Raw genomic sequence first — 23,689 nt, forward strand, 5'->3', positions numbered from 1 at the left:
CCGCCGAGCGCCGGACCTCCCACGCTACGGCCGCACCGCCGTCCGGGCGCCCGGACTCAGCCCATCTGCGCGACCCAGGCGACCGCCTCCCGCGCCTGCTGGCGGCGGCGTTCGTAGGTGGCGCCGACGACGAGCAGCAGGAGCCCGGCCGCGGCCAGGCTCACCCAGCGCGGGAGCAGCGGGGCATAGGGCCCCAGCCGCCCCAGGACCACGAAGGCCAGGGCGGCGGCCCCCAGCACGAACGGTGCCTGCCGGTGCTGCAGCGCGCCACCGGCGGTCAGGACGGCGGCACCGGCGACGACCAGCACCAGCCGCAGGGCGGAGGGCTCGGCGACCACCACGAACGCCGAGGGCAGCAGCGCCACGCCGGCGGCGGCACCCTCCGCGGACCACGACCGGGCGCCGGCCCGCAGCCGGGGCACCGCGACGACCAGCAGGCCGGCCGCCGCCGGCAGCGTGTAGGCCTCCGGGGTCTGCACGCCTGCGCCGCCGATCGCCACCCAACTGGCGACGACCAGGTCCGCGACGGCGACCGCCCCGACCCAGCGGCGGCCACTGACCAGCGCGTAGCAACCCGCGGCGACGCCGACCACGGCGAGCTGGAGGCCCACCTGCCCCCAGGCGTCCACGTCGCTGCTCGTCGCCGCGGCGGCGATCCCGGCGAACGACCCGGCTGCCGGCCCGCTCCACTCCTCGGGGCGTCCCGAGCGCAACGCGCCGACCGCGAAGCCGACGGCCCCGACCAGCGCGAGCAGCAGGCCGGCGGTGGCGGCCGGCAGCCACCGGTCCTCCCGCGCGAGCAGGACCGCGACCGCCGGTGCCAGCAGCGCGGCCCCGGTCGCCCACTCCCGCACCGCCGGCAGCCGCAGTGCGGCTCCTGCGGCGGGAACCGTCGCGGCCAGGGCCAGCAGCGACAGCGGCCGCAACCGCCCGGCGTCGGCGAGCAGCACCGACCCGGCCAGGGTCAGCGCCGTGCCGGCCGCCAGCAGGCCGGCACCCGTCGTGCGTGCGCTCAGCAGCGTGCCCGCGGCGCCGGTCAGCGCGGCCAGGCCCAGCGCGGCGGCCAGCACCGGCCCGGAACCGCCCAGGGTCTGCAGCGACCCGGCCAGGGCCAGCCCGGCGATACCGGCCGCGGTCGCGACCACGACCGGTAGGCCGGGCAGCCGCGCCGCCAGCCGGGCGACCCGGCCCAGCGCGACGGCGGAGACGCCGGCGACGACCAGGACCGCGGTCGCCGTCCATGACTCGACCGCATCGTCGCCGGCGGCCAGCAGGAGGCCGCCGAGCACGCCGGCCGCCGCCCACAGCCCGGCGAGCACCTCGGCGACCCGGCCGAGCTCCGGACGCAGCAGCAGCGGGGCCGCCAGATCGGCCGCCGCGATGCCCAGGACGACGGCGACCCCCACCGGGCCACCCAGGACGTCGGGCGGCAGGAGGAGAACCGCCACCGGCTGGGCGGCCACCAGCCCCACCAGCGGCCAGGTGGTGGTCGAGCGGGTGAGCCTGCCCAGCCCGACGGCCGCGCCGGCGACGACGGCACAGGAGATCGCCGTCCACCACCGCAGCGGCACCCGGTCGGCGTCGAGCAGGCCGAGGGCGTGCGCCGCACCCAGGTCGACCGCGAGCAGGGCGGCGCCCGCGGCGGCCAGGGCCTCCTCGGTGGCGCGCAGACCCCGGCGGGCCGCCCAGGCCGATGCCGCGCACGCGGCGGCGGTGACCACGAGCATCACCAGTGCCTGGAAGGCGACGCCCAGCCGGGTCCAGGCGACCGCGACGAACGCCAGCGCACCGGCGACCACCAGGAGGGCGCCCAGGCCCAGCAGGACCTGCTGCGGGCTGAGCCGCGGCCGGCGAGGCTGCGGCGCGGGACCGGCCGGCCGGGGTGCCGTCGGCTGCGGTGCCCGGGGCGCGGCTGCCGCGGGGGGCGCCCAGGCAGGCGGGACGGAAGGCGCGGGCGGTGCCCAGCCGGTCGGCGCGGCCGGGGGAGCCGGCGCGGCGCCGGGCGCGGCGGCCCGGAGGGTGGCGAGCAGGGCGTCCCGGTCGCGGGCCAGGTCGTGCAGGGTGGCGCCGATCCGGGCGACCACCGACGCGGCCTGACCGGCGGCGGGCAGGCCACAGACCGGGCATGCGGCGTCGGCGACAGCGGTCACCGGGGTGCCGCAGACCGGGCAGGGAGGGCCGGGCGGCCCCGAGCGCGGGAACATGGACGCATCCTGGCGCGCCGCGGGCACCGGGAGACCGGTTTTCCACAGCACCTGCCCCGCGCGGGGAATGCCGCCCACATCACCGGCGACCAGGTCGGAACATCGGCCCGGAGCGCCTACCCTGGGATCAGTGATCACGACGACCGGCCTCGAGCTGCGTGCCGGTGCCCGTATCCTCATCAGTGAGGCCGACCTGCGGGTGCAGCCGGGCGACCGGATCGGCCTCGTCGGGCGTAACGGCGCCGGCAAGACCACCACCCTCACCACGCTGGCCGGCGAGCGCGTGCCGCACGCGGGCAGGGTGGACGTGACCGGGGAGCTCGGTTACCTGCCGCAGGACCCACGCAGTGGCGACCTCGACATCTCCGCCAGCGACCGGGTGTTGTCCGGCCGGGGGCTGGATGTCCTCAAGCACCAGCTGACCAAGGCCCAGGTCGCGATGGCCGAACCGGCCGACGACGCCGAGCGCGACAAGGCGGTCCGCCGCTACGGCCGGCTGGAGGACCAGTTCGCCGCCATGGGCGGCTACGCCGCGGAGAGCGACGCCGCCCGCATCTGCACCAACCTCGGCCTGCCCGACCGGGTCCTGGGCCAGCCGCTGCGCACCCTCTCAGGGGGTCAGCGCCGCCGGGTCGAGCTCGCCCGCATCCTGTTCTCCGACGCCGACACGCTGCTGCTCGACGAGCCGACCAACCACCTCGACGCCGACTCCATCGTCTGGCTCAAGGGCTTCCTGGCCGGGCACCGCAGCGGCCTGGTGGTGATCAGCCACGACGTCGAGCTGCTCGAGGCCGTGGTCAACAAGGTCTGGCACCTCGACGCGAACCGGGCCACCGTCGACGTCTACAACCTGGGCTGGAAGCGTTATCTGGATGCCCGGGAGACCGACGAGCGCCGGCGGAGGTCCGAGCGGGCCAACGCCGAGAAGAAGATCGACGCGCTGACCGCGCAGGCGGACAAGATGCGCGCCAAGGCCACCAAGGCCAAGGCGGCACAGAGCATGGACAAGCGGGCCGCGCGCCTGGCCGCCGGGCTGGCCGACGTGCGCGTGCAGGACCGGGTCGCCAAGCTCCGCTTCCCGACGCCCGCACCCTGCGGCAAGACCCCGCTCACCGCCGAGCACCTGAGCAAGAGCTACGGCTCGCTGGAGATCTTCACCGGCGTCGACCTGGCCATCGACCGGGGCACCCGGGTCGTCGTGCTCGGCTTCAACGGCGCCGGCAAGACGACGCTGCTGCGGATGCTGGCCGGCACCGAGACTCCCGACACCGGCGAGGTCAAGGCCGGGCACGGGTTGCGGATCGGGTACTACGCGCAGGAGCACGAGACCATCGACATGGATCGCACGCTGCTCGAGGTGATGCGGTCGGCCGCTCCTGATTCCACCGACACCGAGCTGCGCCGGATCCTGGGCGCCTTCCTGTTCTCCGGTGAGACCGTCGACCAGCGCGCCGGCACGCTGTCCGGCGGCGAGCGGACGCGGCTGGCGATGGCAGCCCTGGTCTGCTCGGCGGCCAACGTGCTGCTGCTCGACGAGCCGACCAACAACCTCGACCCGGCCAGCCGGGAGCAGGTGCTGGAGGCACTGCGCACCTACGCCGGCGCGATCGTGCTGGTCACGCACGACGAAGGAGCCGTGCACGCCCTGCAGCCGGACAAGGTGATCATCCTGCCCGACGGCACGGAGGACACCTGGAGCGAGGACTTCGCCGACCTGGTGTCGCTGGCATGACGGACCCCTGGCCCCCTCCGGTCGTGGCCTGAGCCTGCGAAGGGCTCGTGGGAGGGGGTCCTGCTGCGCGCCTGGCGGCGGGGTCGGCCGGTAGGCCGACCGTGTCATCGCTTGCGGTGGCCGAGCCCGCAGCGGCGGGTGATCATGGCGTCGGGACGCCGACGTCACCCGGACAGCGGCGCGAAGCGACCAGCGGACTGCCCTGGCGGAAGCCGGTGCCTCCGCTGGCACGGAGGGGAGTCATGGCCGACTCGAGCACTGCGGACCTGGGCAAGGGCAAGCGCATCACCGGCGGGGACCGGACCACGCTGGCCGACGAGCTCCGCCAGCGGTACGACGGCGGGGAGAGCATCCGCTCCCTCGCCACCTCCACCAACCGTTCCTACGGCTTCGTGCACCGGCTGCTGTCGGAGTCCGGCGCCACGCTGCGGGGTCGCGGCGGGGCGAACCGGAACGCCAAGAAGGCCGGGTGAGCCCCTCCTCCGGGGCAGCGCCGCACGGGTGGGTGCGGACGACGCAGGACGGCGCCGTCCTGACCGTGACCCTCGACCGGGCCGACCAGCTCAACGCCCAGACGCCGGGCACCTGGGCAGCGCTCCGCGCGGTCGGGGACAGCCTGGACGACGAGGTGCGGGTGGTCGTCGTCCAGGGCGCCGGACGCTCGTTCTCCGCGGGCCTGGACCGCAGCCTGTTCACCGCCGGTCCGGACGTGGCCGGGGGGCTCAGCGAGCTGGCCACGCTGCCGCCCGGGCTCGCCGCCGAGCGGATCCGCGGCTACCAGGCGGCCTTCCGCTGGCTGCGCTCGCCGGGGATCGTCTCGGTCGCCGCCGTGCAGGGCCACGCCGTCGGGGCCGGCGCGCAGCTGGCCCTGGCCTGTGACCTGCGGGTGCTCGCCGAGGACGCCCAGCTGCGGCTGCCCGAGGCGGTGCTCGGCCTGGTGCCCGACCTCACCGGCACGAGCAGCCTGGTGGACCTGGTCGGCTACAGCCGGGCCGTGGAGATCTGCCTGACCGGCCGGCCGGTCGACGCCGCCGAGGCGGTGGCCATCGGCCTGGCGAACGTCGCCGTTCCGGCCGGTCAGCTGGCCGGCGCCGTGCGCGACCTCGTGGCGGCGCTGGTGGCCGTCGACGTCGACGCCGGCCGGGAGACCCTCGCGCTGCTGCGCAGCGCCGTCCGCAGTGACCCCGCGACCCAGGACGCGGCCGAGCGCGCCGCCCAGGTGCGCCGGCTGCACGCCCTCGCCGCGCGCTGAACCGGAACAAGCCGTCCCCCCGGTGGGGTTGACCGCGAGCACGTGCGGTGACCCGAGCTGACAGGAGACGGTCATGGACAGTGGCATGACCTCGATGGCGGCGATGCGATCGTTCCGCCGGGACCCCTCCGTGACCGCCCGGGAGATCCCCGAGGGCACGGTCCGGCGGATCCTCGGCGTCGCCGGGCCCTACCGGCGCGAGCTGATCGCCTTCCTGTCGCTGGTTGTCCTGTCCGCCCTCATCGGGGTGCTCACCCCACTGCTGGCCGGCGAGATCATCGACCGGATCGCCCGGCTGTCCGGCACGGCCGGCGACATCGTGCAGATCGCCCTGGTCATCGCCGGGCTCGCCGTGGTGGACGCGGGCAGCTCGCTGGCCCAGCGCTGGTACTCCTCGCGGATCGGCGAGGGCGTCATCTACGACCTGCGCAGCCGGGTCTTCGAGCACGTGCAGCAGATGCCGGTGGCCTTCTTCACCCGCACCCAGACCGGTGCGCTGGTCAGCCGGCTGAACAACGACGTCATCGGCGCCCAGCAGGCCTTCACCTCGACGCTGTCCGGCGTCGTCTCCAACGCCATCGGCCTCGTGCTCACCGCCACGGTGATGCTCACCCTGTCCTGGCAGATCACCCTGCTGTCCATGGTGCTGGTGCCGCTGTTCGTGCTGCCGGCCCGGCGGATCGGCAAGCGGCTGCAGGAGATCACCCGGGAGTCCTACGGTCTCAACGCCTCGATGAACGCCTCGATGACCGAGCGGTTCAACGTCTCCGGTGCGCTGCTGGTCAAGCTGTTCGGCCGGCCCTCGGTCGAGGCGGAGGTGTTCCGGGACCGCGCCGCCCGGGTCCGCGACATCGGTGTGCTGTCGGCGATGTACGGGCGGACCTTCTTCACCGCGCTGACCCTGGTCGCGGCGCTGGCCACCGCGCTGGTCTACGGCCTCGGCGGGTCGCTGGCCTTCGCCGGGGAGCTGAGCCCCGGCGACGTCGTCGCCCTGGCCCTGCTGCTGTCCCGGCTCTACGGGCCGCTCACCGCGCTCGCGAACGTGCGGGTGGACGTGATGAGCGCGATGGTCAGCTTCGACCGGGTCTTCGAGGTGCTCGACCTGGCCCCGATGATCGCCGAGGCCCCCGACGCGGTCGACGTCCCGGCCGGCAACCGGTCGGTCGAGTTCGACTCCGTCTCGTTCAGCTATCCGGCCGCGAAGGACGTCTCGCTGGCCTCCCTGGAGGACGTGTCCCTGCCCGAGCACGGCGGCCCCCCGGCGATGGTGCTGCAGGACGTGAGCTTCCGGGCCGAGCCCGGACAGCTGGTGGCGCTGGTCGGGCACTCGGGAGCCGGGAAGTCGACGATCGCCAACCTGGTGCCCCGGCTCTACGACGTCACCGGCGGTGCCGTCCGGGTCGGCGGCGTCGACGTCCGGCAGGCCACCGGCGACTCGCTGCGCGCGGCGATCGGCGTGGTCAGCCAGGACGCCCACCTGTTCCACGACTCCATCCGGGCGAACCTGCGGTACGCCCGGCCCGACGCCACCGACGACGCGCTCTGGGCGGCGCTGACCGGGGCGCGGATCGCGGCGCTGGTGGCCTCGCTGCCCGACGGCCTGGACACCGTGGTGGGCGACCGGGGGTACCGGATGTCGGGTGGGGAGAAGCAGCGGCTGGCCATCGCGCGGGTGTTGCTCAAGGGCCCGGGCGTGGTCATCCTCGACGAGGCGACCGCGCACCTGGACAGCGAGTCCGAGGTCGCCGTCCAGCACGCGCTGGACACCGCGCTGGCCGGCCGCACCTCGCTGGTCATCGCGCACCGGTTGTCGACGATCCGCAACGCCGACCAGATCCTGGTCGTCGAGGGCGGCCGGATCGTCGAGCGCGGCACCCACCCGGAGCTGCTCGCCGCCGGCGGGCAGTACGCCGACCTGTACCGCACCCAGTTCACCGACGGCGAGCACACCGTCGACGACACCGGACGGGCCGTCGAGGTCGGCTGAACCCGGCGAGGGGTGGACCGTCTCCCGGGGCCGCGCACTACGGTCACTCCTGACCCACCCGCACCACCCAGGAGCAGCGTTGAGCGCAGGCCATCCGCAGGACACCCAGATCCGCGCGCTGTACGCGCGGTACCTGGCGGGCTGGAACCAGCGCAGTGGCGTGACGGTGTCCTCCGTCTTCGCCGACGACGGCGAGATCATCGACCTCGACGGGACGCTGCGCAGCGGCCGGCTGAGCATCGCCGCCGACATGCGCCGGCTGTTCGCCGACCACGCGACGCCGGCGTTCGTCGGCATCGTGCGCTCGGTGCGCCGGCTGACCGAGGGCGTCGCCGTCCTGCACGCGGTGGCCGGGATGGTGCCGCCGGGTGCCGAGTCGGTGGACCCGGCGCTGCACACGGTCCACTCGCTCGTGGCGGTCGAGGACGACGGACGGTGGAAGATCGCCGTCCTGCAGAGCACGCCGGCCCGCTACGGCGGCCGCGCGGACACGATCGCCGCGCTCACCGCGGAGCTGGAGGCGGCACGTTGACCGTGCTGACCTCGGCGGGGGAGCTGCTGGCCCGGCCGGCCGACGTGCTGCTCGACGTCCGGTGGCGGCTCGGCGCCGACACCGGCCGGGCCGAGTACCTGGCGGGTCACCTTCCGGGCGCCGTGTACGTCGACCTGCCCACCGAGCTGTCCGCGCCGCCCTCGCCGGGCGGGGGGCGGCACCCGCTGCCCTCTGTACAGCGACTGCAATCAGCCGCACGGCGGTGGGGCGTCTCGGCCGGCAGCCGGGTCGTCGCCTACGACGACGCCGGCGGGTCGGCCGCGGCGCGCGCCTGGTGGCTGCTGCGCTGGGGCGGCTTTCCCGGGGTCGCGCTGCTCGACGGCGGATTGGCCGCCTGGACCGCCGCGGGCGGCGAGCTCGAGACCGGGGACGTCGCGCCCGCAGCCGGGACCGTGGTGCTGAGCGCTGGCGGGATGCCGGTGCTGGACGCCGACGACGCCGCGGCGCTGCCCACCGCCGGCGGGGTGCTGCTCGACGCCCGCGCCGCCGAGCGCTTCCGCGGCGAGGTCGAGCCGGTCGACCCGCGCGCCGGCCACGTGCCCGGTGCGGTCAGCGCACCGACCACCGCCCTCCTGGGCGACGACGGACGGCTGCTTCCAGCCGCTGTACTGAGGGAGCGCTTCGCCGCGCTGGGCGTCCGGCCGGGAACGCCGGTCGGCGTGTACTGCGGGTCGGGCGTCACGGCCGCGCACGAGGTGGCCGCCCTGGCGGTCGCCGGCGTCGATGCGGCGCTGTGGCCGGGCTCCTGGTCGCAGTGGTCGGCCGACCCCACCCGTCCGGTGGCCACCGGCGGGTGACGGGACCGCCCGGACCGGCGTCGGCGCCGCCATACTCGGCCGGTGCCGACCGACACCGCGCGGGCCGCCGGGACCCTGCTGTTCGCCGTCGCGGCGGGTGCCGCCCACCTGGTCGTGGGGTACTTCTACCTGACCAGTGGCCTGGTGGTCCCGGTCCACGCGCTGCTCCCGCTGTGGCTGGTCTGGCTGGTGCTCGCCGCGTGGCTGATCCGGCTGGCGGTGCGTCGGTCCTGGTGGACGCCGCTGGTGCCGGTGGCGGCGGCCGCGCTCCTCGTGCTCGTCCTGGTGGTCGGGGATCAGGTGCTGGGCTGGCAGGCCTGAGTCAGGGCGCAGCCACCGCGTCGTAGCGGTCGAGCAGGACGGCGGCGATCCGCTCGTCGGGCAGCAATGGCGCCGTGACGCTATCGGCGCCGGCCTCCTGGAGCTTGTCGGAGAAGTGCCCCGGCGCCAGCAGGTAGGACGCGACGACCACCCGCTCTGCGCCGGCCCGGCGGGCGGCGAGGACGGCGTCGGGAACGGTCGGCTGCGCGGCCGAGCCGTAGCCGGTGGTCACCGGGCCGGCCCAGCTCCGCTGCAGCAGGTCGGCGGTGTCCTCGACGTCGGCCACCGATCGCGGATCGCTGGAGCCGGCGGCAGCCAGCACGACGGCGGTGTTCGGGTCACGCGGGTCTGCGCCGGCCTCGACCAGCCGGGTGTGCAGCACCTCGGCCAGCCGCAGGTCCGGCCCCAGCGGCCGGGCGGCCTGTGCCCCGGCGTGCGCCGCGACGGCACCGGCGATGTCGACGTGCACGTGGTACCCGCCGGACAGCAGCAGCGGGACGACGACGACCGGCGTACCGGCCTCGGCCAGGCCCCCAACGACGTCGACCACGGTGGGTGGCTGGACGTCGACGAAGGCGGCGGTGGTCTGCAACCCGGGGCGCAGTGCACGGGCCGCCAGGGCGAGCTCGGCGATCAGCCGCCGGCCGGTGGCGTTGCGGGTGCCGTGCGCGCAGGCGACCAGTACGGGGGGAGGCGTTCCCATCAGAGCGACCGGATCATCCCGCCGTCGACCGGCAGCATCATGCCGGTCAGGTAGGAGGCGGCGGGGGAGAGCGCGAAGGCGGCCACCCGGCCGAACTCCTCCGGCCGCCCGTACCGCCGCAGCGGGATCGACGCCTCCGTGGCCCGCCGTGCCGCCTCCGGGTCGGGGTGCCGGCTGTCGGTCTGCACCAGGCGTTCGGTGGCGATCCGGCCGGGCAGCAGCCCGAAGACCCGGATGCCGCGCGGGCCGAGCTCGTCGGCCAGCGCTTTCGCCGTCATGGCCAGACCCGGGCGCACCGCGTTGGAGGTGGCCAGGTGGCCGATCGGCTCGCGGACCGACGAGGAGAGCACCAGCCCGATCGCGGCGCCGTCGCCGAGCACCGGGACCAGTGCCTTGACCAGCCGGACGGTGCCGAGCAGCACCGTGTCGAACGCCGCCCGCCACTCGTCCTCGCCCACTTCGAGCACGCTGCCCGGCGCCGGCCCACCGACCGAGACCAGCGCACCGTCGACCCGGTCGAGCCGGGCGGTGGCCGCCTCGACCAGCGCCGGCCCGGCCGCGGCGTCGGCGAGGTCGGCCGCCAGCCCGTGGGCCGCCGGCGCCCCGCCCAGCGAGGCGACGGCGGCGTCCACGGAGCCGGCGGAGCGCGAGCTGACCAGTACCCGAGCCCCGTCGTCGACGAGGGCCCGGGCGGTTGCGAACCCCAGCCCCCGGCTGGCGCCGGTGAGCAGGTAGCCGCGGCCGGCCAGCCCGAGGTCCATCAGTCCAGGTCCACCGATCGGCCGATCAGGCGGGGACGGTGCCGCGCAGCGAACGCAGCACGTACTGCATGATCCCGCCGTTGCGGAAGTAGTTCGCCTCGCCGGGGGTGTCGATCCGGACCCGGGCCTCGAACTCGGTCGTCCGACCGTCCGAGCCCTGCGCCGTGACCTGCACCGTGCGCGGGATCGAGCCGTCGTTGAGCGCGGTGACCCCGGTGATGCCGAACTCCTCGTCGCCGGTCAGGCCCAGCGACTCGGCCGACTCGCCCTCGGGGAACTGCAGCGGCAGCACGCCCATGCCGATCAGGTTCGACCGGTGGATGCGCTCGTAGCTCTCCGCGATGACCGCCCTGACCCCGAGCAGCGCCGTCCCCTTCGCCGCCCAGTCGCGCGAGGAACCGGAGCCGTACTCCTTGCCGGCCAGCACCACCAGCGGGACGCCGGCGTCGATGTAGGCGCGTGAGGCGTCGTAGATCGAGGTCGTCTCGCCGGTGAGGTGGTTCTTCGTGACCCCGCCCTCGGTGCCCGGCACCAGCAGGTTGCGCAGCCGGATGTTGGCGAACGTGCCGCGGATCATCACCTCGTGGTTCCCGCGCCGGGACCCGTAGGAGTTGAAGTCGCGGCGCGCGATGCCGTGCTCCTGCAGGTACCGGCCGGCGGGGGAGTCGGCCTTGATGGAGCCGGCCGGGGAGATGTGGTCGGTGGTCACCGAGTCCCCGAGCACCGCCAGGGTGCGCGCGCCGGTGATGTCCTGCACCGGGGCCGGCTCGGCCGGCATGCCCTCGAAGTAGGGGGGCTTGCGGACGTAGGTGCTCTCGGCGTCCCAGGCGAAGGTGTCCCCGGACGGGGTGGGCAGGTTCTGCCACTGCTCGGTGCCGGCGAAGACGTCCTCGTAGCTGCGGCCGAACTGCTCCGCGGAGACCGCCTGGTCGATGGTCCGCTGCACCTCCTGCGGCGAGGGCCAGATGTCGTGCAGGAACACGTCGTTGCCGTCGGTGTCCTGGCCCAGCGGGTCGTTGTTCAGGTCGACGTCCATCGACCCGGCCAGCGCGTAGGCGATCACCAGCGGCGGGCTGGCCAGGTAGTTCATCTTGACGTCGGGGTTGATCCGGCCCTCGAAGTTCCGGTTGCCCGACAGGACCGAGACGACGGCGAGGTCGGCCTCGTTCACCGCCTGGCTCACCGGCTCGGGGAGCGGCCCGGAGTTGCCGATGCAGGTGGTGCAGCCGTAGCCGACCAGGTAGAAGCCCAGCTTCTCCAGGTACGGGGTGAGCTCGGCCTTTTCGTAGTAGTCCATGACGACCTTGGACCCGGGGGCCAGCGTCGTCTTCACCCACGGCTTGCTGCTCAGCCCTCGCTCGACGGCCTTCTTGGCCAGCAGCGCGGCGCCGATCATCACCTGCGGGTTGGAGGTGTTCGTGCAGGAGGTGATCGCGGCGATGACGACGTGGCCGTGGTCCACGGAGGTCTCCGTGCCGTCCTCCATCACGACCCTGGTCGGCTTGGACGGACGGTCGGGCACGGCGTGGCCGTCGAAGTGGTGCGGCTTGCCCTCCGAGCCGTCGCGCGAGACCGCGACGGGGTCGGAGGCCGGGAACGATTCGGCCGATCCCTCGTCGACGCAGGAGTGGGCTCCGTAGGGCGTCTCCTGGGCCGGCACCCCCGGCTTGCGGTCCTCCCCGCCGGTCTCGTCGGCAGTCACGTAGTCGGCCAGCGCGGCACGGAAGGCCGGCTTGGCCTCGGTGATGGCCACCCGGTCCTGCGGGCGCTTGGGCCCGGCGATCGACGGGACGACGGTGGAGAGGTCGAGCTCCAGGTACTCGGAGAACGCCGGCTCGCGGGACGCGTCGTGCCAGAGGCCCTGCTCCTTGGCGTAGGCCTCGACCAGCTTCACCTGCTCGGCGCTGCGGCCGGTCAGCTGCAGGTAGGTGATGGTCTCCTCGTCGATCGGGAACATCGCCGCCGTGGAGCCGAACTCGGGGCTCATGTTGCCGATGGTGGCGCGGTTGGCCAGCGGCACCGCGGAGACGCCGGCGCCGTAGAACTCGACGAACTTCCCGACCACGCCGTGCTGGCGCAGCATCTCGGTGATCGTGAGCACCAGGTCGGTGGCGGTGGCGCCGTCGGGCAACTCGCCGGTCAGCTTGAAGCCGACCACGCGGGGGATGAGCATCGACACCGGCTGGCCGAGCATGGCCGCCTCGGCCTCGATGCCGCCGACGCCCCAGCCCAGCACGCCCAGGCCGTTGACCATGGTGGTGTGGCTGTCGGTGCCCACGCAGGTGTCGGGGTAGGCGAGGGTGCGATCGCCCTCCTGGCGCGGGAAGATCACGCGGGCCAGGTGCTCGATGTTGACCTGGTGGACGATGCCGGTGCCCGGGGGGACGACCTTGAAGTCGTCGAAGGCGCCCTGGCCCCAGCGCAGGAACTGGTAGCGCTCGCCGTTGCGCTCGTACTCGATCTCGACGTTGCGCTCGAAGGACTCCGGGGTGCCGAAGACGTCGGCGATCACCGAGTGGTCGATGACCAGCTCGGCCGGGGCCAGCGGGTTGATCTTCTGCGGGTCGCCGCCGAGGTCGGCCATCGCCTCGCGCATGGTGGCGAGGTCGACGATGCAGGGCACGCCGGTGAAGTCCTGCATCACCACGCGGGCCGGGGTGAACTGGATCTCCTGGTCGGGCTCCGCGTTCGGGTCCCAGTTGGCCAGGGCACGGATGTGGTCAGCGGTGATGTTCGCGCCGTCCTCGGTGCGGAGCAGGTTCTCCAGGAGCACCTTGAGGCTGAAGGGCAGCTTCTCCGCGCCCTCCACCGCGTCGAGCCGGAAGATGTCGTAGTCGGTGCCGTCGACACTGAGTGCCGACCGGGCTCCGAAGCTGTCCTTGCTGGCTGCCACTGCTGCGCCTCACCCTCACTGGTCCTGACGCGCGCTGTCAGCGCGCCCGTTGCCACCCCCGATCATCCCAGCTCACCGCGCGGGGTGCGGACCAAGGCTGCCCTTACCGCGCTCGGGTGCCCGACGTCGGGCACCGTGACCGTCCCGGCCCGCTGCGCTGCCGGACCGGACCGGACCGGCCGGACCGACCTGATCGGGCTCGCAGTCAGAGCAGGTCCGGCTGCACCGTCCGGCGCACCGAGCGGGGGCCGACGGTGCTGGCCGAGGGCGCGCCCAGGGCGCGGGAGATGCCCCGCGCCGTGGCGGCCAGCACCGGGATCAGCGAGTGGCTCTTGGCGCTGCCCCGCTGGATGGTGACGCCGAGTGCGGCGACCACCTCGTCGTGCGCGCCGCGCACCGGGACCGCCAGGGCCAGGGCGCCCACCGGCGGCAGGTGGTTCGCCGCGATCGCCACGCCGGTGCGACGCACCTCCGCCAGCGTCCTCCGCAGGGTGTCCACGTCGGTGATGGTGTTCGCGGTGAACCGCCGCAGCGGTGCGGCGGCGACCTCCTGCTGGACCTCCGGTGCGGCGAAGGCCAGCAGAACCTGACCGGTGCCCGTGGCGTGCAGCGGCCAGCGGCCACCCAGCCGGGAGAGCACCTGGACGGCGCCGCGGGCCCGCAGCGCCTCGACGTAGACGGTGTCGTGGCCGTCCCGGACGGCCAGGTGCACGTTCGCCCGGGTGGCGTGGTGCAGGTCGTCGAGGAAGGGCAGCGCCAGCTCGCGCAGCTGCAGGCCGTGCGGGGCCAGGGCGCCGAGCTCGAGGATGCGCAGACCGATGCCGTAGCGGCCGTCGGCCGACCGCTCGAGAGCGCCCCACTCGCGCAGCTCGCCGACCAGGCGGTGCGTGGTGGTCAGGGACAGCCCGGTGCGGCGGCTGATCTCGGAGAGGGTCAGCGAGGTGTGCTGCGGTCCGAAGGCGGCCAGCACGGCGAGGACGCGGCCGGCGGCGGTGGACGGGCCGGTGGAGGGCGTGCCCCCGATGCCCGGGCCACCGGACCGGCCGGTGGAGGCAGGGGTCGGTGGCAGCGGCAGCCTTGCCGGCACGTCGTCCTCCTGGCGTCGGGGCCCCCGGCGGCGGGCGGGCGCCGGGGCGCCGTACGGCGCAGGTCACTCTGTGGCGCTCCCCGCGGCGCTGTCAAGGACGGCCGACGCCCACCTGCTCTGCCGCCGGTGGTCCGTCGGCGGCGAGGTCCTCGACGTAGGTGGCCGCGGTGCGTTCGCGCACGGCCCCGGGAGGAACCCCCGGCGCGCACTCCTTCAGGAACAGCTGACCGTCGACGACGTGGAAGACGGCGAGGTCGGTGTAGATGCGCGTGACGCACGCCCGGCCGGTCAGCGGGAAGGTGCACTCCGGCACGATCTTGGGCCGCCCCGTCCGGTCGACGTGCTCCATGGTCACCCACACCTGCGGGGTTCCCGCCACGAGGTCCATGGCCCCGCCCACGGCGGGGTTCCTGCCGGGCACGTACCAGTTCGCGAGGTCGCCCCGGGCCGAGACCTGCAGCGCCCCCAGCACGGTGACGTCCAGGTGCCCGCCGCGGATGATGGCGAAGGACATCGCCGAGTCGGTGATCGCGGCGCCGCTGGTCAGCGTGATCGGCTGCTTGCCGGCGTCGGTGAGGTCGGGATCGCCCTCGCCCGCGGCTGGTGCCGGACCCAGGCCCAGGACGCCGTTCTCCGCGTGCAGCACGATCTCCTTGTCCGCCGGGAGGAACTGCGGGACGGCCAGCGGGATGCCGACGCCGAGGTTGACGACGTAGCCGTCCTGCAGGTCCTGGGCGAGCCGCTGCGCGATGCCCGCGCGGTTGCGGCCGGTGACCGGGGCGGGGCCCCCGGCGGTCGAACGACGGTCGGTCATGACGGGGACCTCTCCATCAGCGGTCGCTGGGCACCTGCCCCGGCGGCGGGCACCACGTCGTCGACGAACACCCCGGGCAGGTGGACGTCGTCGGGATGCAGCTCGTCGACCTCGACGAGGTGCTCGATCTCGGCGATCGTGTGCCGGCCGGCCATCCCGGCCATCGGGTTGAAGTTGCGGGCGGACAGGCGGAACCGCAGGTTGCCCTTGCGGTCGCCCTGGTGCGCCTTGACGAAGCCGAAGTCGGCGACGATGCCCTCCTCGAGGACGTACTCGCGGCCGCCGATGATCCGGTGTTCCTTGGCGGGTACGTGCTCGGCGACGCCGCCCTCGGGGGAGTAGCGGAGGGTGAAGGTGCCGTCGGAGAGCATCGTGCCGGCGCCCGAGGGGGTGAAGAAGGCCGGGATGCCCGCCCCGCCAGCGCGCAGCCGCTCGGCCAGCGTGCCCTGCGGGATCAGCTCGAGCTCGACCTTGCCGGCGAAGTAGGAGTCGTAGAACTCCTGCAGGATCGGGAACGACGCGGTGAGCCGGCGCAGCCGCCCCTCGACGGCCAGCCGACCGACGCCGCTGGCGTCGTCCCCGACGTTGTTCACGATCAGGTGCAGGTCGCGGCGGTCGAGGTCGCACAGGGCGTCCAGCAGGGCGTCGGGCCGTCCGGAACTGCCGAAGCCGCCGACGGCGATCGAGGACCCCGAGGGCACCCGGTCGACCACGGACAGCACCTCCGTGCGGAACTTGTCGATCACACCAGGTCCTTTCGCAGGGGAATGGGTGCGGTGCGCACCGGCCGAGCCCGCCGCGCCGGCCGGCGCCGGAACCCGGCGCTGGCCCGTCCGCGGATCGCGCCCGGACGCAGCCATGGTCGATTCCGGCGGCGGCTGGGCGGAAGGCCCCTTCCGGGGCCCGGAAGCGATCCGGTGGGTGCCGGATCATGCCCCCTCGTGGTCCGCGGGCTCGCCGGTTAGCGTGACCGGGACCACGTCGAGCGGTCCCGTCCCCGGTGTCCTGCGGGCCGGCGGGGCCACTGAGCCCGGGAGCCGGCATGCGCGTCCCCCTGACCACCCGCGATTTCCTCGATCGCGCCGAGCTCGTGTACGGCGACCGGGTCGGCATCGTCGACGAACCCGATCAGCCGGCCGCCCCGCTGGGCGGGCTGACCTACCGTGAGGTGGCCCGGCGGGCGCGGGCGGTGGCCGCCGGCCTCGACGCGCTCGGCGTGGGGGAGGGCGAGCGGGTCGCCGTCGTCAGCCACAACTCCGCCCGGCTGCTGGAACTGCTGTACGGCGTGCCGGCGTCGGGCCGGGTGCTGGTACCGGTCAACTTCCGGCTGTCGGCCGACGAGGTCTCCTACATCGTCGAGCACAGCGGGGCCGGCGTGCTCCTCGTCGACCCCGAGCTCGAGGGGCAGCTGGGCGGGGTCACCGCCAAGCACCGGATGCTGACCGGTGAGGAGTACGAGACCGGCCTGCTGCGGTACGACGCGGAGCCCCGGCCGTGGGCCGAGCCCGACGAGGACGCCACCGCCACGATCAACTACACCTCCGGCACGACCGCCCGGCCCAAGGGGGTGCAGATGACCCACCGCAACCTCTGGGTCAATGCCGTCACCTTCGGGATGCACATGCAGGTCAGCGACCGGGACGTCTACCTGCACACCCTGCCGATGTTCCACTGCAACGGCTGGGGGCTGCCCTACACCGCCGCCGGCCTCGGCGTCCGACAGGTCTGCCTGCGCAAGGTCGACGGCGCGGAGATCCTGCGCCGCGTCGAGCAGCACGGCGTGACGCTGATGGCCGGCGCGCCGGCGGTGTGGAACGCCGTCCTCGAGGCCGCCGCCGACTGGGACGGCGAGGTCCCCGGGCGCGACCGGGTACGGATCATCGTCGCCGGCGCGCCGCCGCCGTCCCGGACCATCGCCCGGGTCGAGGAGGAACTGGGCTGGGAGTTCAACCAGATCTACGGCCTCACCGAGACCGCGCCGCTGCTCACCGTGAACCGCTCGCGGGCCGAGTACGACGGTCTCGCACCGCTGGACCGGGCCAAGGCGCTGTCCCGCGCCGGCGTTCCGGCGCTGGGCACCCGGATCACCACCGACGAGTCCGGTGAGGTCCTCGCCCAGGGCAACACCGTGCTGGCCGGCTACTGGGAGAACCCGCAGGCCTCGGCGGACGCCCTGGAGGGCGGGTGGTTCCACACCGGCGACGGTGGCGGCGTCGACGACGAGGGCTACCTGTCGATCTCCGACCGCAAGAAGGACGTGATCATCTCGGGCGGGGAGAACGTCTCCTCGATCGAGGTGGAGGACGTCGTGTTCAGCCACCCCGCGGTCGCGGAGGTCGCCGTCATCGGCATCCCCGACGAGAAGTGGGGCGAGATGGTCACCGCGCTGGTCGTGCTGGCCGAGGGCGCCAGCGCCTCCGAGGCCGACATCATCGCGCACTGCCGGGCGAAGATCGCCGGCTACAAGGCGCCCAAGCGGGTGGAGTTCCGGGACGCGATCCCGCGCACCGCCACCGGCAAGATCCAGAAGTTCAAGCTCCGCGAGTCCTTCTGGGCGGGTGCGGAGCGCCAGGTGAACTGAGGAAGGACCCCGCTGCCCCCGCCACTCGCCGGCTCGCAGCGGGGCCTGATTGCCGTCGCACCCCTCGTCCTCCGCGTCCGGGTCGCCTCCCCCTACCGGGGGAGGCGACCCGCGCACCCCCTCCGCCGCGTCCCCGATCCGGTCGATCTGGACCCCGGTGCCCCCCAACGGGGGGTTCGGCACCAGGTGGACACCGCACCGCCCCGCCAGGGTCGGTCCGGGCAACGGAGGAGTCGGGTTCGTGGGCGAGCGGTGCGGGACACAGGTCAGGACACAGCGGGCGGGTGCCCGCTGGGTGCGCCGGGTAATCGGGGTCGGCGCGGCCACCGTCGTCTGCCTCGCCGCGGCTCCCGCAGCGGCCACCGCCGCACCGGCGGCCCCGAGCGACTCCCAGATCAGCGCGGCGCAGCAGGCCAGGGAGGACGCCGCCGCCCGGGTGGGGGCGATCACCGCACAGCTGGCCCAGGCCGAGGCCGGTGCGGCCGCCGCCCACCAGGCGGCGCAGATCGCACTGCAGGACTACGAGCAGACCCAGGCCGCCTACGAGGCCGCCAGGAGCACCGCCGACGCAGCGGCCGCCGCGGCCGCGCAGGCCGCCGCCGAGCTGCAACGGGGTCGGGACGACGTCGCGAGCTTCGCCCGGGCGAGCTACAAGCAGGGCAGCACCTCGCCCGGCGTGAACGCCCTGCTGAGCTCCGGTGGCCCCGCCGAGCTGATCGAGCGTGCCGCGCTGCTGGACGCCGCCGGCGTGCACCACACCGACGTCGTCGCCGAGCTCACCGTCCTGGAGGACCACGCCGAGGCCGCCGACCAGGTCGCCCAGCAGGCCGTCGGTGAGGCGGAGGTCCTGCAGACGCAGGCCGCCGACCAACTCGCCAGCGCCCAGGTGCAGGAGGTGGCCGCGCGCAGCCAGGCCGACACGCTCAGCGCTCAGCAGGAGAGCATCGAGGCCGAGCTCCAGAAGGCCCAGGAGACGCTCTACGGCCTGGAGGGGGCCCGCGAGGCCGCCCGGGCCGCCGCGGCTGCCCAGGCCTCCGCCGCAGCCGCCGTCCCGGCCCGCACCCCGGTGCGCGTCGACCCGCCGGCCGCGACGCCGGGCAGGTCGCCGTCCCCGTCGTCGAGCCGGCCCGTCGCGGCACCCCCGGTCGGTGCTCCCGCGGGCGCACCGTCGGCCTCGGCCGCGCAGACCGCCATCGACGCGGCGAGGAGCCAGATCGGCGCCCTGTACTCGTGGGGCGGCGGCGGCAGCAACGGGCCCAGCTACGGCATCCCGCCCGACACCGCGGTCTTCGGCTTCGACTGCTCGGGCCTCGTGCAGTACGCCTACGCGAAGGCCGGCATCGCGGTCGGTGGCACCAGCCGCGACCAGTGGTGGCTCAACCGCAACAAGCAGGTGTCCGCGGACGACCTGCAGCCCGGTGACCTGATGTTCTGGGGGTCGGGCAGCGCCTACACGACGATCTACCACGTCTCGATCTACATCGGGAACAACCAGATGATCGAGGCGCCGAAGCCGGGGTCGCGGGTCACGACGGCGCGGGTGCGTTTCGGGAACGAGTACTACGGGGCCGTGCGGCCCAGCGCCTGAAGAAGGACCCCGCCCTCCCCACCCTTCGCACGCTCAGGGCGGGGCCCGGGAGGGGGCCGAAGGGCTGTGCGGAAGGACAGCGAGCTCGTGGGGTCAGGGCGTCGGGCAGCCACGGGGGGAGCTGCCCGACGCGGCAATCAGGCTAGCAGTCGACGGGTGCGACGGGCAGGTCCCGGAACCTGTCCGTCGCCTGCCGGAACGTGCGTTGCGCTGGTCGGTCGGTGCGGGTGTAGGACACTGGTGGGTGTGACCGCCGCCAGCGCCTCGTCCGCCGCAGAGCCCGCCCCGGACCAGCCCGTTCCGCCCTCGGTGGACGCCGCCCGGCTGGAACGGGCCATGTTCGAGATCAAGCGGGTGATCGTCGGCCAGGACCGCCTGGTCGAGCGGATGCTGGTCGGTCTGCTGGCCCGCGGGCACGTGCTCCTCGAGGGCGTGCCGGGCGTGGCGAAGACCCTCGCGGTGGAGACCCTGGCCCGCGTCGTCGGCGGCAGCTTCGCCCGGCTGCAGTTCACCCCCGATCTGGTCCCGGCCGACATCATCGGCACCCGCATCTACAAGGCCGGCCAGGACGCGTTCGACACCGAGCTCGGCCCGGTCTTCGCCAACTTCGTGCTCACCGACGAGATCAACCGCGCGCCGGCCAAGGTGCAGTCGGCGCTGCTGGAGGTCATGGCCGAGCGCCAGGTGTCCATCGGCGGGGTCACCCACAAGCTCCCTGACCCCTTCCTGGTGCTGGCCACCCAGAACCCGATCGAGAGCGAGGGCGTCTACCCGCTCCCCGAGGCCCAGCGCGACCGTTTCCTGCTCAAGGTGCTCGTCGACTACCCGAGCCCCGAGGAGGAGCGGGAGATCATCTACCGGATGGGCGCCACCCCGCCCACCGCGCAGCCGGTGCTCGGGCCCGACGACGTGCGCCGGCTGCAGCGCACCGCGCAGGAGGTGTTCGTCCACCACGCGCTGGTCGACTACGTGGTGCGCCTCGTCGTCGCCACCCGGGCGCCACGCGAGCACGGCATGCCCGACGTCGCCGGCTGGGTCACCTACGGCGCCAGCCCCCGCGCCTCCCTCGGCCTGATCGCGGCGAGCCGGGCGCTCGCGCTGGTCCGGGGACGCGACTACGTCCTGCCGCAGGACGTCCTCGACGTCACCGCCGACGTGCTCCGGCACCGGCTGGTGCTCTCCTACGACGCGCTGGCCGACGGCGTGCCCGCCGACCACGTGGTGAAGCGGATCGTGGAGAGCGTGCCGTTGCCGCAGGTCACCCCGCGGCAGCGCGCCGGCGGCTACGGGCCGGGCAGCCCCGGCGGACCCGTCGTCCCGGGCTTCGGCGGCACCGGTGCGCCCGGCCCGCTCCCGGGTGGCCCGAACTCCGGTGGATCGACGGCCTACGGGCCCCCGTCCGGTTCCGGCCGTCCGGACGGCGGGTACCCGGGCCCGCAGTCGGCGTGACCTCGCCAGCGGTCCCGGCGCGGCCCGACGCCGCACCACCCCGCTTCGGCGGTGCCCCCGACGCGGCGTCCTCGGCGCTGCTGCTCCGCCGGCTGGAGCTGACCATCCGCCGGCGGCTCGACGGCCTGCTGCAGGGCGACCACCTGGGCCTGGTGCCGGGATCGGGCAGCGAGGCCGGTGATGCCCGCACCTACCACCCCGGCGACGACGTCCGGCGGATGGACTGGCCGGTGACCGCGCGCACCCAGGTGCCGCACGTCCGCGAGACCATCGCCGACCGCGAGCTGGAGACCTGGGTGGTGCTCGACCTGTCGGCCAGCCTGGACTTCGGCACCGCGGAGTGCGAGAAGCGCGACCTGGCGATCGCCGGGCTGGCCGCGGTCAGCCACCTGACGGTGCGCGGCGGCAACCGGCTGGGCGCCGTCGTCACCACCGGTGAGCGGGTGGACCGGTACCCGGCGGCTCCCGGCCGGCTCGCCGCCGACCGGCTGCTGCGCGCCGTCGTCGCGACGCCCCGCGCCGCCGGTGGGCGGCGGGGCGACCTGGCCGCCGCGCTGGAGACGCTGCGCCGGCCGCCGTGCCGCCGCGGCCTGGTCGTGGTGGTGTCGGACTTCCTGGGATCGGACGTGCACGGCGGCCCGGCCGACTGGGAGCGGCCGCTGCGCGGGCTCGGCGCCCGGCACGAGCTGCTCGCCGTCGAGGTCGTCGACCCGCGGGAGCTCGAGCTGACCGACGTCGGGCTGCTCACCGTGGTCGATCCGGAGAGCGGCCAGACCCTCGAGGTGCCCACCGGCAACGCGGACTTCCGCCGGCGCTTCGCCGAGGGGGCGGCCGCGCAGCGCCGGGAGATCGCCGCCGGCCTGCGCCGGGCGGGGGCCGGGCACCTGCAGCTGCGCACCGACCGCGACTGGGTGGCCGACGTCGTCCGCTACGTCGCCGACCGGCGTCGGGCCGGCAGCGGTGGGGCGGCCCGATGACCTTCCAGGCGCCGTGGTGGCTGCTCGCGTTGCTCGCGGTGGTCGCCGTCGTCGCGCTGTACGTCGTCCTGCACCGGCGGCGCGCGCGCTACGCCGCCCGGTTCACCAACGTGGCGCTGCTCGGCTCGGTGGTGCCCAGGCGACCGGGCTGGCGACGGCACGCGGCATTCGCCGCGCTGGCCCTCGGCCTGGCCGCGCTGGTCACCTCGCTGGCGGTGCCGAGCACCGAGGTGCGGGTGCCGCGGGAGCGGGCCACGGTGATCATGGCCGTCGACGTGTCGCTGTCGATGCGGGCCGGCGACATCGAACCCGACCGGTTCACGGCCATGCAGACCGCCGCCAAGGAGTTCGTCGAGGTGCTGCCGGGCCGGATCAACCTGGGCCTGGTCTCCTTCGCGGGCACGGCGACCACCGTGGTCACACCCACCACCGACCGGGGGCAGGTGGCGACCGCGATCGACAACCTGCAGCTGGCCGAGTCCACCGCGATCGGTGACGCGATCTTTACCTCGCTGACCGCCATCCAGAACTACCAGTCGTCGCTGGACGAAGGTGGCGTGGAACTGCCGCCGGCCCGCATCGTGCTGCTGTCCGACGGCTACAGCACGGTCGGCCGGGAGGCCACCCAGGCCATCGACGCGGCCAACGGCGCCGAGGTGCCGGTGTCCACCATCGCCTTCGGCACCGACTACGGCACCCTCGACCTGGACGGTCAGACCGTGCCGGTGCCGGTCGACCGGGCGACGTTGGAGGAGATCGCCGACGAGACCGGCGGGAGCTACAGCGAGGCGGCCAGCGCGGCCGAGCTCGCGGAGGTCTACGAGGACCTCGGCAGCCAGATCGGCTACACCACCGAGGCGCAGGACATCAGCCCGTGGTTCGTCCGGGGCGGGCTGCTGTTCGCCTTCCTCGGCGTCGTCGCCTCGCTGCTGTGGACCAACCGACTGCTCTGATGAAGGACCCCGTCCTCCTCACCCCTCGCAGGCTCGGGGCGAGCCTCGGGACGGGGCCTCCTACCTGCTCGGGTCGAGGGCGAGCTTGCCGCTGGTGCGGCGGGCGCGGAGGTCCTGGTGCGCCTCGCGGACGGCGGAGAGCGGGTACCGCCCGCCGGACACCGGCTTCAGCGCCCCTTCCGCGACCAGCCCGAGCAGGTCGGTGACGGCCTCGTCGAGCATGGCCGGGCGGCTGAAGCAGTGCGCCAGCCAGAAACCGACGACGGCGCGGCTGGTGCCCATCAGCGCCGGCGCCTGCACCGCTCCCGGCGGGGTGCGTCCGGCCATGCCGTAGGCGGCCAGCCGGCCGAACGGCGCGAGTGCGGACAGCGCGCCGTCGAAGACGTTGCCGCCGGTCATCTCCAGCACGACGTCGACCTGGTGCCCCCCGTTCGCCTCGCGCAGCGCCGCGGTGAAGGTCTTCGGGTCGTCCTCGGCCAGCCCGGGGTCGACGGTGGCGTCGGCGCCGAGTTCCTGGGCCAGGGCCCGCTTCGCCGGGCTCGACGCGGTGGCGATGACCCGGCCGGCGCCCCAGCGCTTCGCCAGCTGGACGGCGAGCGAGCCGACCCCGCCGGCCCCGGCGACGACGACGACGGACTCCCCGGGGGCCAGGTGCGCGGAGGTGCGCAGCAGGTGCCAGGCGGTGGCGCCCTGCAGGACGACGGCGAGGGCCTGCTCGTCGCTCACCCCGGCGGGCACCGGCCAGGTCAGCCGCGGGGAGGCCGCCACCTTCTCCGCGTAACCGCCGCCGGCGAGCAGGCCGACCACGCGCGGCCCGCCGCCGGCCGGGGTGCCGACGAACTCGGCGCCCGGCACCAGCGGCAGCTCCTGCGGGGCCAGGTAGCTGTTCTCGACCTGGTGGGTGTCGGCAAAGTTGACTCCTGCTGCGGTCACCTCGTAGAGCTGCTGGCCCTCGCCCGGGACGGGGTCGGGCAGGTCGACGACGTCGAGGACTTCTGGCCCGCCGAAGCGGGTGATCTGCACTGCACGCATGCAGG

Annotated in this window: 20 protein-coding genes; 12 read left to right on the plus strand and 8 right to left on the minus strand. The window is 74.6% G+C overall.

Annotated elements, in window-relative coordinates; genetic code table 11:
• Window positions 1-56: 56 nt before the first annotated feature.
• On the minus strand, window positions 57-2,204 hold the full coding sequence (locus ACYVG5_RS03430) for a DUF2157 domain-containing protein (protein ID WP_222046606.1): 2,148 nt from the start codon (window positions 2,202-2,204) through the stop codon (window positions 57-59).
• Between the two features lie 130 nt (window positions 2,205-2,334).
• On the opposite strand from ACYVG5_RS03430, the gene ACYVG5_RS03435 reads away from it, so the two are divergent.
• The 7 genes from ACYVG5_RS03435 to ACYVG5_RS03465 all read left to right on the plus strand — a co-directional run bounded on the left by ACYVG5_RS03435 (window position 2,335) and on the right by ACYVG5_RS03465 (window position 8,846).
• Window positions 2,335-3,936 (plus strand): ABC-F family ATP-binding cassette domain-containing protein, encoded by a 1,602-nt coding sequence (locus ACYVG5_RS03435; protein ID WP_222046608.1) that lies wholly within the window; start codon window positions 2,335-2,337, stop codon window positions 3,934-3,936.
• A gap of 242 nt (window positions 3,937-4,178) precedes the next feature.
• Window positions 4,179-4,409: a helix-turn-helix domain-containing protein gene (locus ACYVG5_RS03440; protein ID WP_222046609.1), complete on the plus strand. Its 231-nt coding sequence runs from the start codon at window positions 4,179-4,181 to the stop codon at window positions 4,407-4,409.
• The gene (locus ACYVG5_RS03445) at window positions 4,406-5,188 is read left to right on the plus strand and encodes an enoyl-CoA hydratase/isomerase family protein (protein ID WP_460682964.1); all 783 of its coding nucleotides are present in this window, start codon (window positions 4,406-4,408) and stop codon (window positions 5,186-5,188) included. The genes ACYVG5_RS03440 and ACYVG5_RS03445 overlap by 4 nt, the downstream gene beginning before the upstream one ends.
• Before the next feature lie 73 nt (window positions 5,189-5,261).
• Window positions 5,262-7,175, plus strand: a complete 1,914-nt coding sequence (locus ACYVG5_RS03450) for an ABC transporter ATP-binding protein (protein ID WP_222046611.1) — start codon at window positions 5,262-5,264, stop codon at window positions 7,173-7,175.
• Window positions 7,176-7,254: 79 nt separating this feature from the next.
• The gene (locus tag ACYVG5_RS03455) at window positions 7,255-7,707 is read left to right on the plus strand and encodes an SgcJ/EcaC family oxidoreductase (protein WP_222046613.1); all 453 of its coding nucleotides are present in this window, start codon (window positions 7,255-7,257) and stop codon (window positions 7,705-7,707) included.
• A 2-nt stretch (window positions 7,708-7,709) separates the two neighbouring features.
• Window positions 7,710-8,525, plus strand: a complete 816-nt coding sequence (locus ACYVG5_RS03460; RefSeq protein WP_460682998.1) for a sulfurtransferase — start codon at window positions 7,710-7,712, stop codon at window positions 8,523-8,525.
• A gap of 42 nt (window positions 8,526-8,567) precedes the next feature.
• Entirely contained in the window at window positions 8,568-8,846 is a 279-nt protein-coding gene (locus ACYVG5_RS03465) for a hypothetical protein (protein WP_222046616.1), read from the plus strand.
• 1 nt (window position 8,847) lies between these two features.
• On the opposite strand, the gene ACYVG5_RS03470 is transcribed toward ACYVG5_RS03465, so the two are convergent.
• The 6 genes from ACYVG5_RS03470 to ACYVG5_RS03495 form a co-directional block, all read right to left on the minus strand.
• Window positions 8,848-9,549 carry a sirohydrochlorin chelatase gene (locus ACYVG5_RS03470; protein WP_222046617.1) on the minus strand — a complete coding sequence of 234 codons (702 nt, stop codon included), beginning with the start codon at window positions 9,547-9,549 and terminating at the stop codon, window positions 8,848-8,850.
• Window positions 9,549-10,310: an SDR family oxidoreductase gene (locus ACYVG5_RS03475; RefSeq protein ID WP_222046618.1), complete on the minus strand. Its 762-nt coding sequence runs from the start codon at window positions 10,308-10,310 to the stop codon at window positions 9,549-9,551. Before ACYVG5_RS03475 ends, ACYVG5_RS03470 begins: the two co-directional genes overlap by 1 nt.
• Before the next feature lie 25 nt (window positions 10,311-10,335).
• Entirely contained in the window at window positions 10,336-13,203 is a 2,868-nt protein-coding gene (locus tag ACYVG5_RS03480) for an aconitate hydratase (protein ID WP_222046619.1), read from the minus strand.
• Between the two features lie 205 nt (window positions 13,204-13,408).
• Window positions 13,409-14,290, minus strand: a complete 882-nt coding sequence (locus ACYVG5_RS03485; protein WP_222046620.1) for an IclR family transcriptional regulator — start codon at window positions 14,288-14,290, stop codon at window positions 13,409-13,411.
• A gap of 91 nt (window positions 14,291-14,381) precedes the next feature.
• On the minus strand, window positions 14,382-15,104 hold the full coding sequence (locus ACYVG5_RS03490) for a 3-oxoacid CoA-transferase subunit B (RefSeq protein ID WP_222046625.1): 723 nt from the start codon (window positions 15,102-15,104) through the stop codon (window positions 14,382-14,384).
• The gene (locus ACYVG5_RS03495) at window positions 15,101-15,850 is read right to left on the minus strand and encodes a CoA transferase subunit A (RefSeq protein ID WP_222046627.1); all 750 of its coding nucleotides are present in this window, start codon (window positions 15,848-15,850) and stop codon (window positions 15,101-15,103) included. Before ACYVG5_RS03495 ends, ACYVG5_RS03490 begins: the two co-directional genes overlap by 4 nt.
• A 296-nt stretch (window positions 15,851-16,146) precedes the next feature.
• Between ACYVG5_RS03495 and ACYVG5_RS03500 the strand changes: the two genes are divergently transcribed.
• The 5 genes from ACYVG5_RS03500 (at window position 16,147) to ACYVG5_RS03520 (ending at window position 22,652) form a co-directional block, all read left to right on the plus strand.
• On the plus strand, window positions 16,147-17,685 hold the full coding sequence (locus tag ACYVG5_RS03500) for an AMP-binding protein (RefSeq protein ID WP_222046629.1): 1,539 nt from the start codon (window positions 16,147-16,149) through the stop codon (window positions 17,683-17,685).
• Window positions 17,686-17,980: 295 nt separating this feature from the next.
• Window positions 17,981-19,273, plus strand: a complete 1,293-nt coding sequence (locus ACYVG5_RS03505) for a C40 family peptidase (protein WP_460682965.1) — start codon at window positions 17,981-17,983, stop codon at window positions 19,271-19,273.
• A gap of 246 nt (window positions 19,274-19,519) precedes the next feature.
• A complete protein-coding gene (locus tag ACYVG5_RS03510; protein WP_460682966.1) occupies window positions 19,520-20,722 on the plus strand; it encodes an AAA family ATPase in 1,203 nt (400 codons plus the stop codon).
• On the plus strand, window positions 20,719-21,699 hold the full coding sequence (locus tag ACYVG5_RS03515; RefSeq protein ID WP_460682967.1) for a DUF58 domain-containing protein: 981 nt from the start codon (window positions 20,719-20,721) through the stop codon (window positions 21,697-21,699). Before ACYVG5_RS03510 ends, ACYVG5_RS03515 begins: the two co-directional genes overlap by 4 nt.
• Window positions 21,696-22,652, plus strand: a complete 957-nt coding sequence (locus tag ACYVG5_RS03520; protein ID WP_222046633.1) for a VWA domain-containing protein — start codon at window positions 21,696-21,698, stop codon at window positions 22,650-22,652. The genes ACYVG5_RS03515 and ACYVG5_RS03520 overlap by 4 nt, the downstream gene beginning before the upstream one ends.
• A gap of 60 nt (window positions 22,653-22,712) precedes the next feature.
• Here ACYVG5_RS03520 and ACYVG5_RS03525 read toward each other — a convergent pair whose 3' ends face one another.
• The gene (locus tag ACYVG5_RS03525; protein ID WP_222046635.1) at window positions 22,713-23,684 is read right to left on the minus strand and encodes a zinc-binding dehydrogenase; all 972 of its coding nucleotides are present in this window, start codon (window positions 23,682-23,684) and stop codon (window positions 22,713-22,715) included.
• Window positions 23,685-23,689: the final 5 nt, after the last annotated feature.

The sequence above is a fragment of the Modestobacter lapidis genome, from assembly GCF_054780755.1.

What these genes read in the sequence shown, in the direction of transcription:
- ACYVG5_RS03430 (WP_222046606.1), bottom strand. Translation starts at nt 2,204, where the DNA reads ATGTTCCCGCGCTCGGGGCCGCCCGGCCCTCCCTGCCCGGTCTGCGGC.
- ACYVG5_RS03440 (WP_222046609.1), top strand. Translation starts at nt 4,179, where the DNA reads ATGGCCGACTCGAGCACTGCGGACCTGGGCAAGGGCAAGCGCATCACC.
- ACYVG5_RS03450 (WP_222046611.1), top strand. Translation starts at nt 5,262, where the DNA reads ATGGACAGTGGCATGACCTCGATGGCGGCGATGCGATCGTTCCGCCGG.
- ACYVG5_RS03470 (WP_222046617.1), bottom strand. Translation starts at nt 9,549, where the DNA reads ATGGGAACGCCTCCCCCCGTACTGGTCGCCTGCGCGCACGGCACCCGC.
- ACYVG5_RS03475 (WP_222046618.1), bottom strand. Translation starts at nt 10,310, where the DNA reads ATGGACCTCGGGCTGGCCGGCCGCGGCTACCTGCTCACCGGCGCCAGC.
- ACYVG5_RS03490 (WP_222046625.1), bottom strand. Translation starts at nt 15,104, where the DNA reads ATGACCGACCGTCGTTCGACCGCCGGGGGCCCCGCCCCGGTCACCGGC.
- ACYVG5_RS03500 (WP_222046629.1), top strand. Translation starts at nt 16,147, where the DNA reads ATGCGCGTCCCCCTGACCACCCGCGATTTCCTCGATCGCGCCGAGCTC.
- ACYVG5_RS03520 (WP_222046633.1), top strand. Translation starts at nt 21,696, where the DNA reads ATGACCTTCCAGGCGCCGTGGTGGCTGCTCGCGTTGCTCGCGGTGGTC.
- ACYVG5_RS03525 (WP_222046635.1), bottom strand. Translation starts at nt 23,684, where the DNA reads ATGCGTGCAGTGCAGATCACCCGCTTCGGCGGGCCAGAAGTCCTCGAC.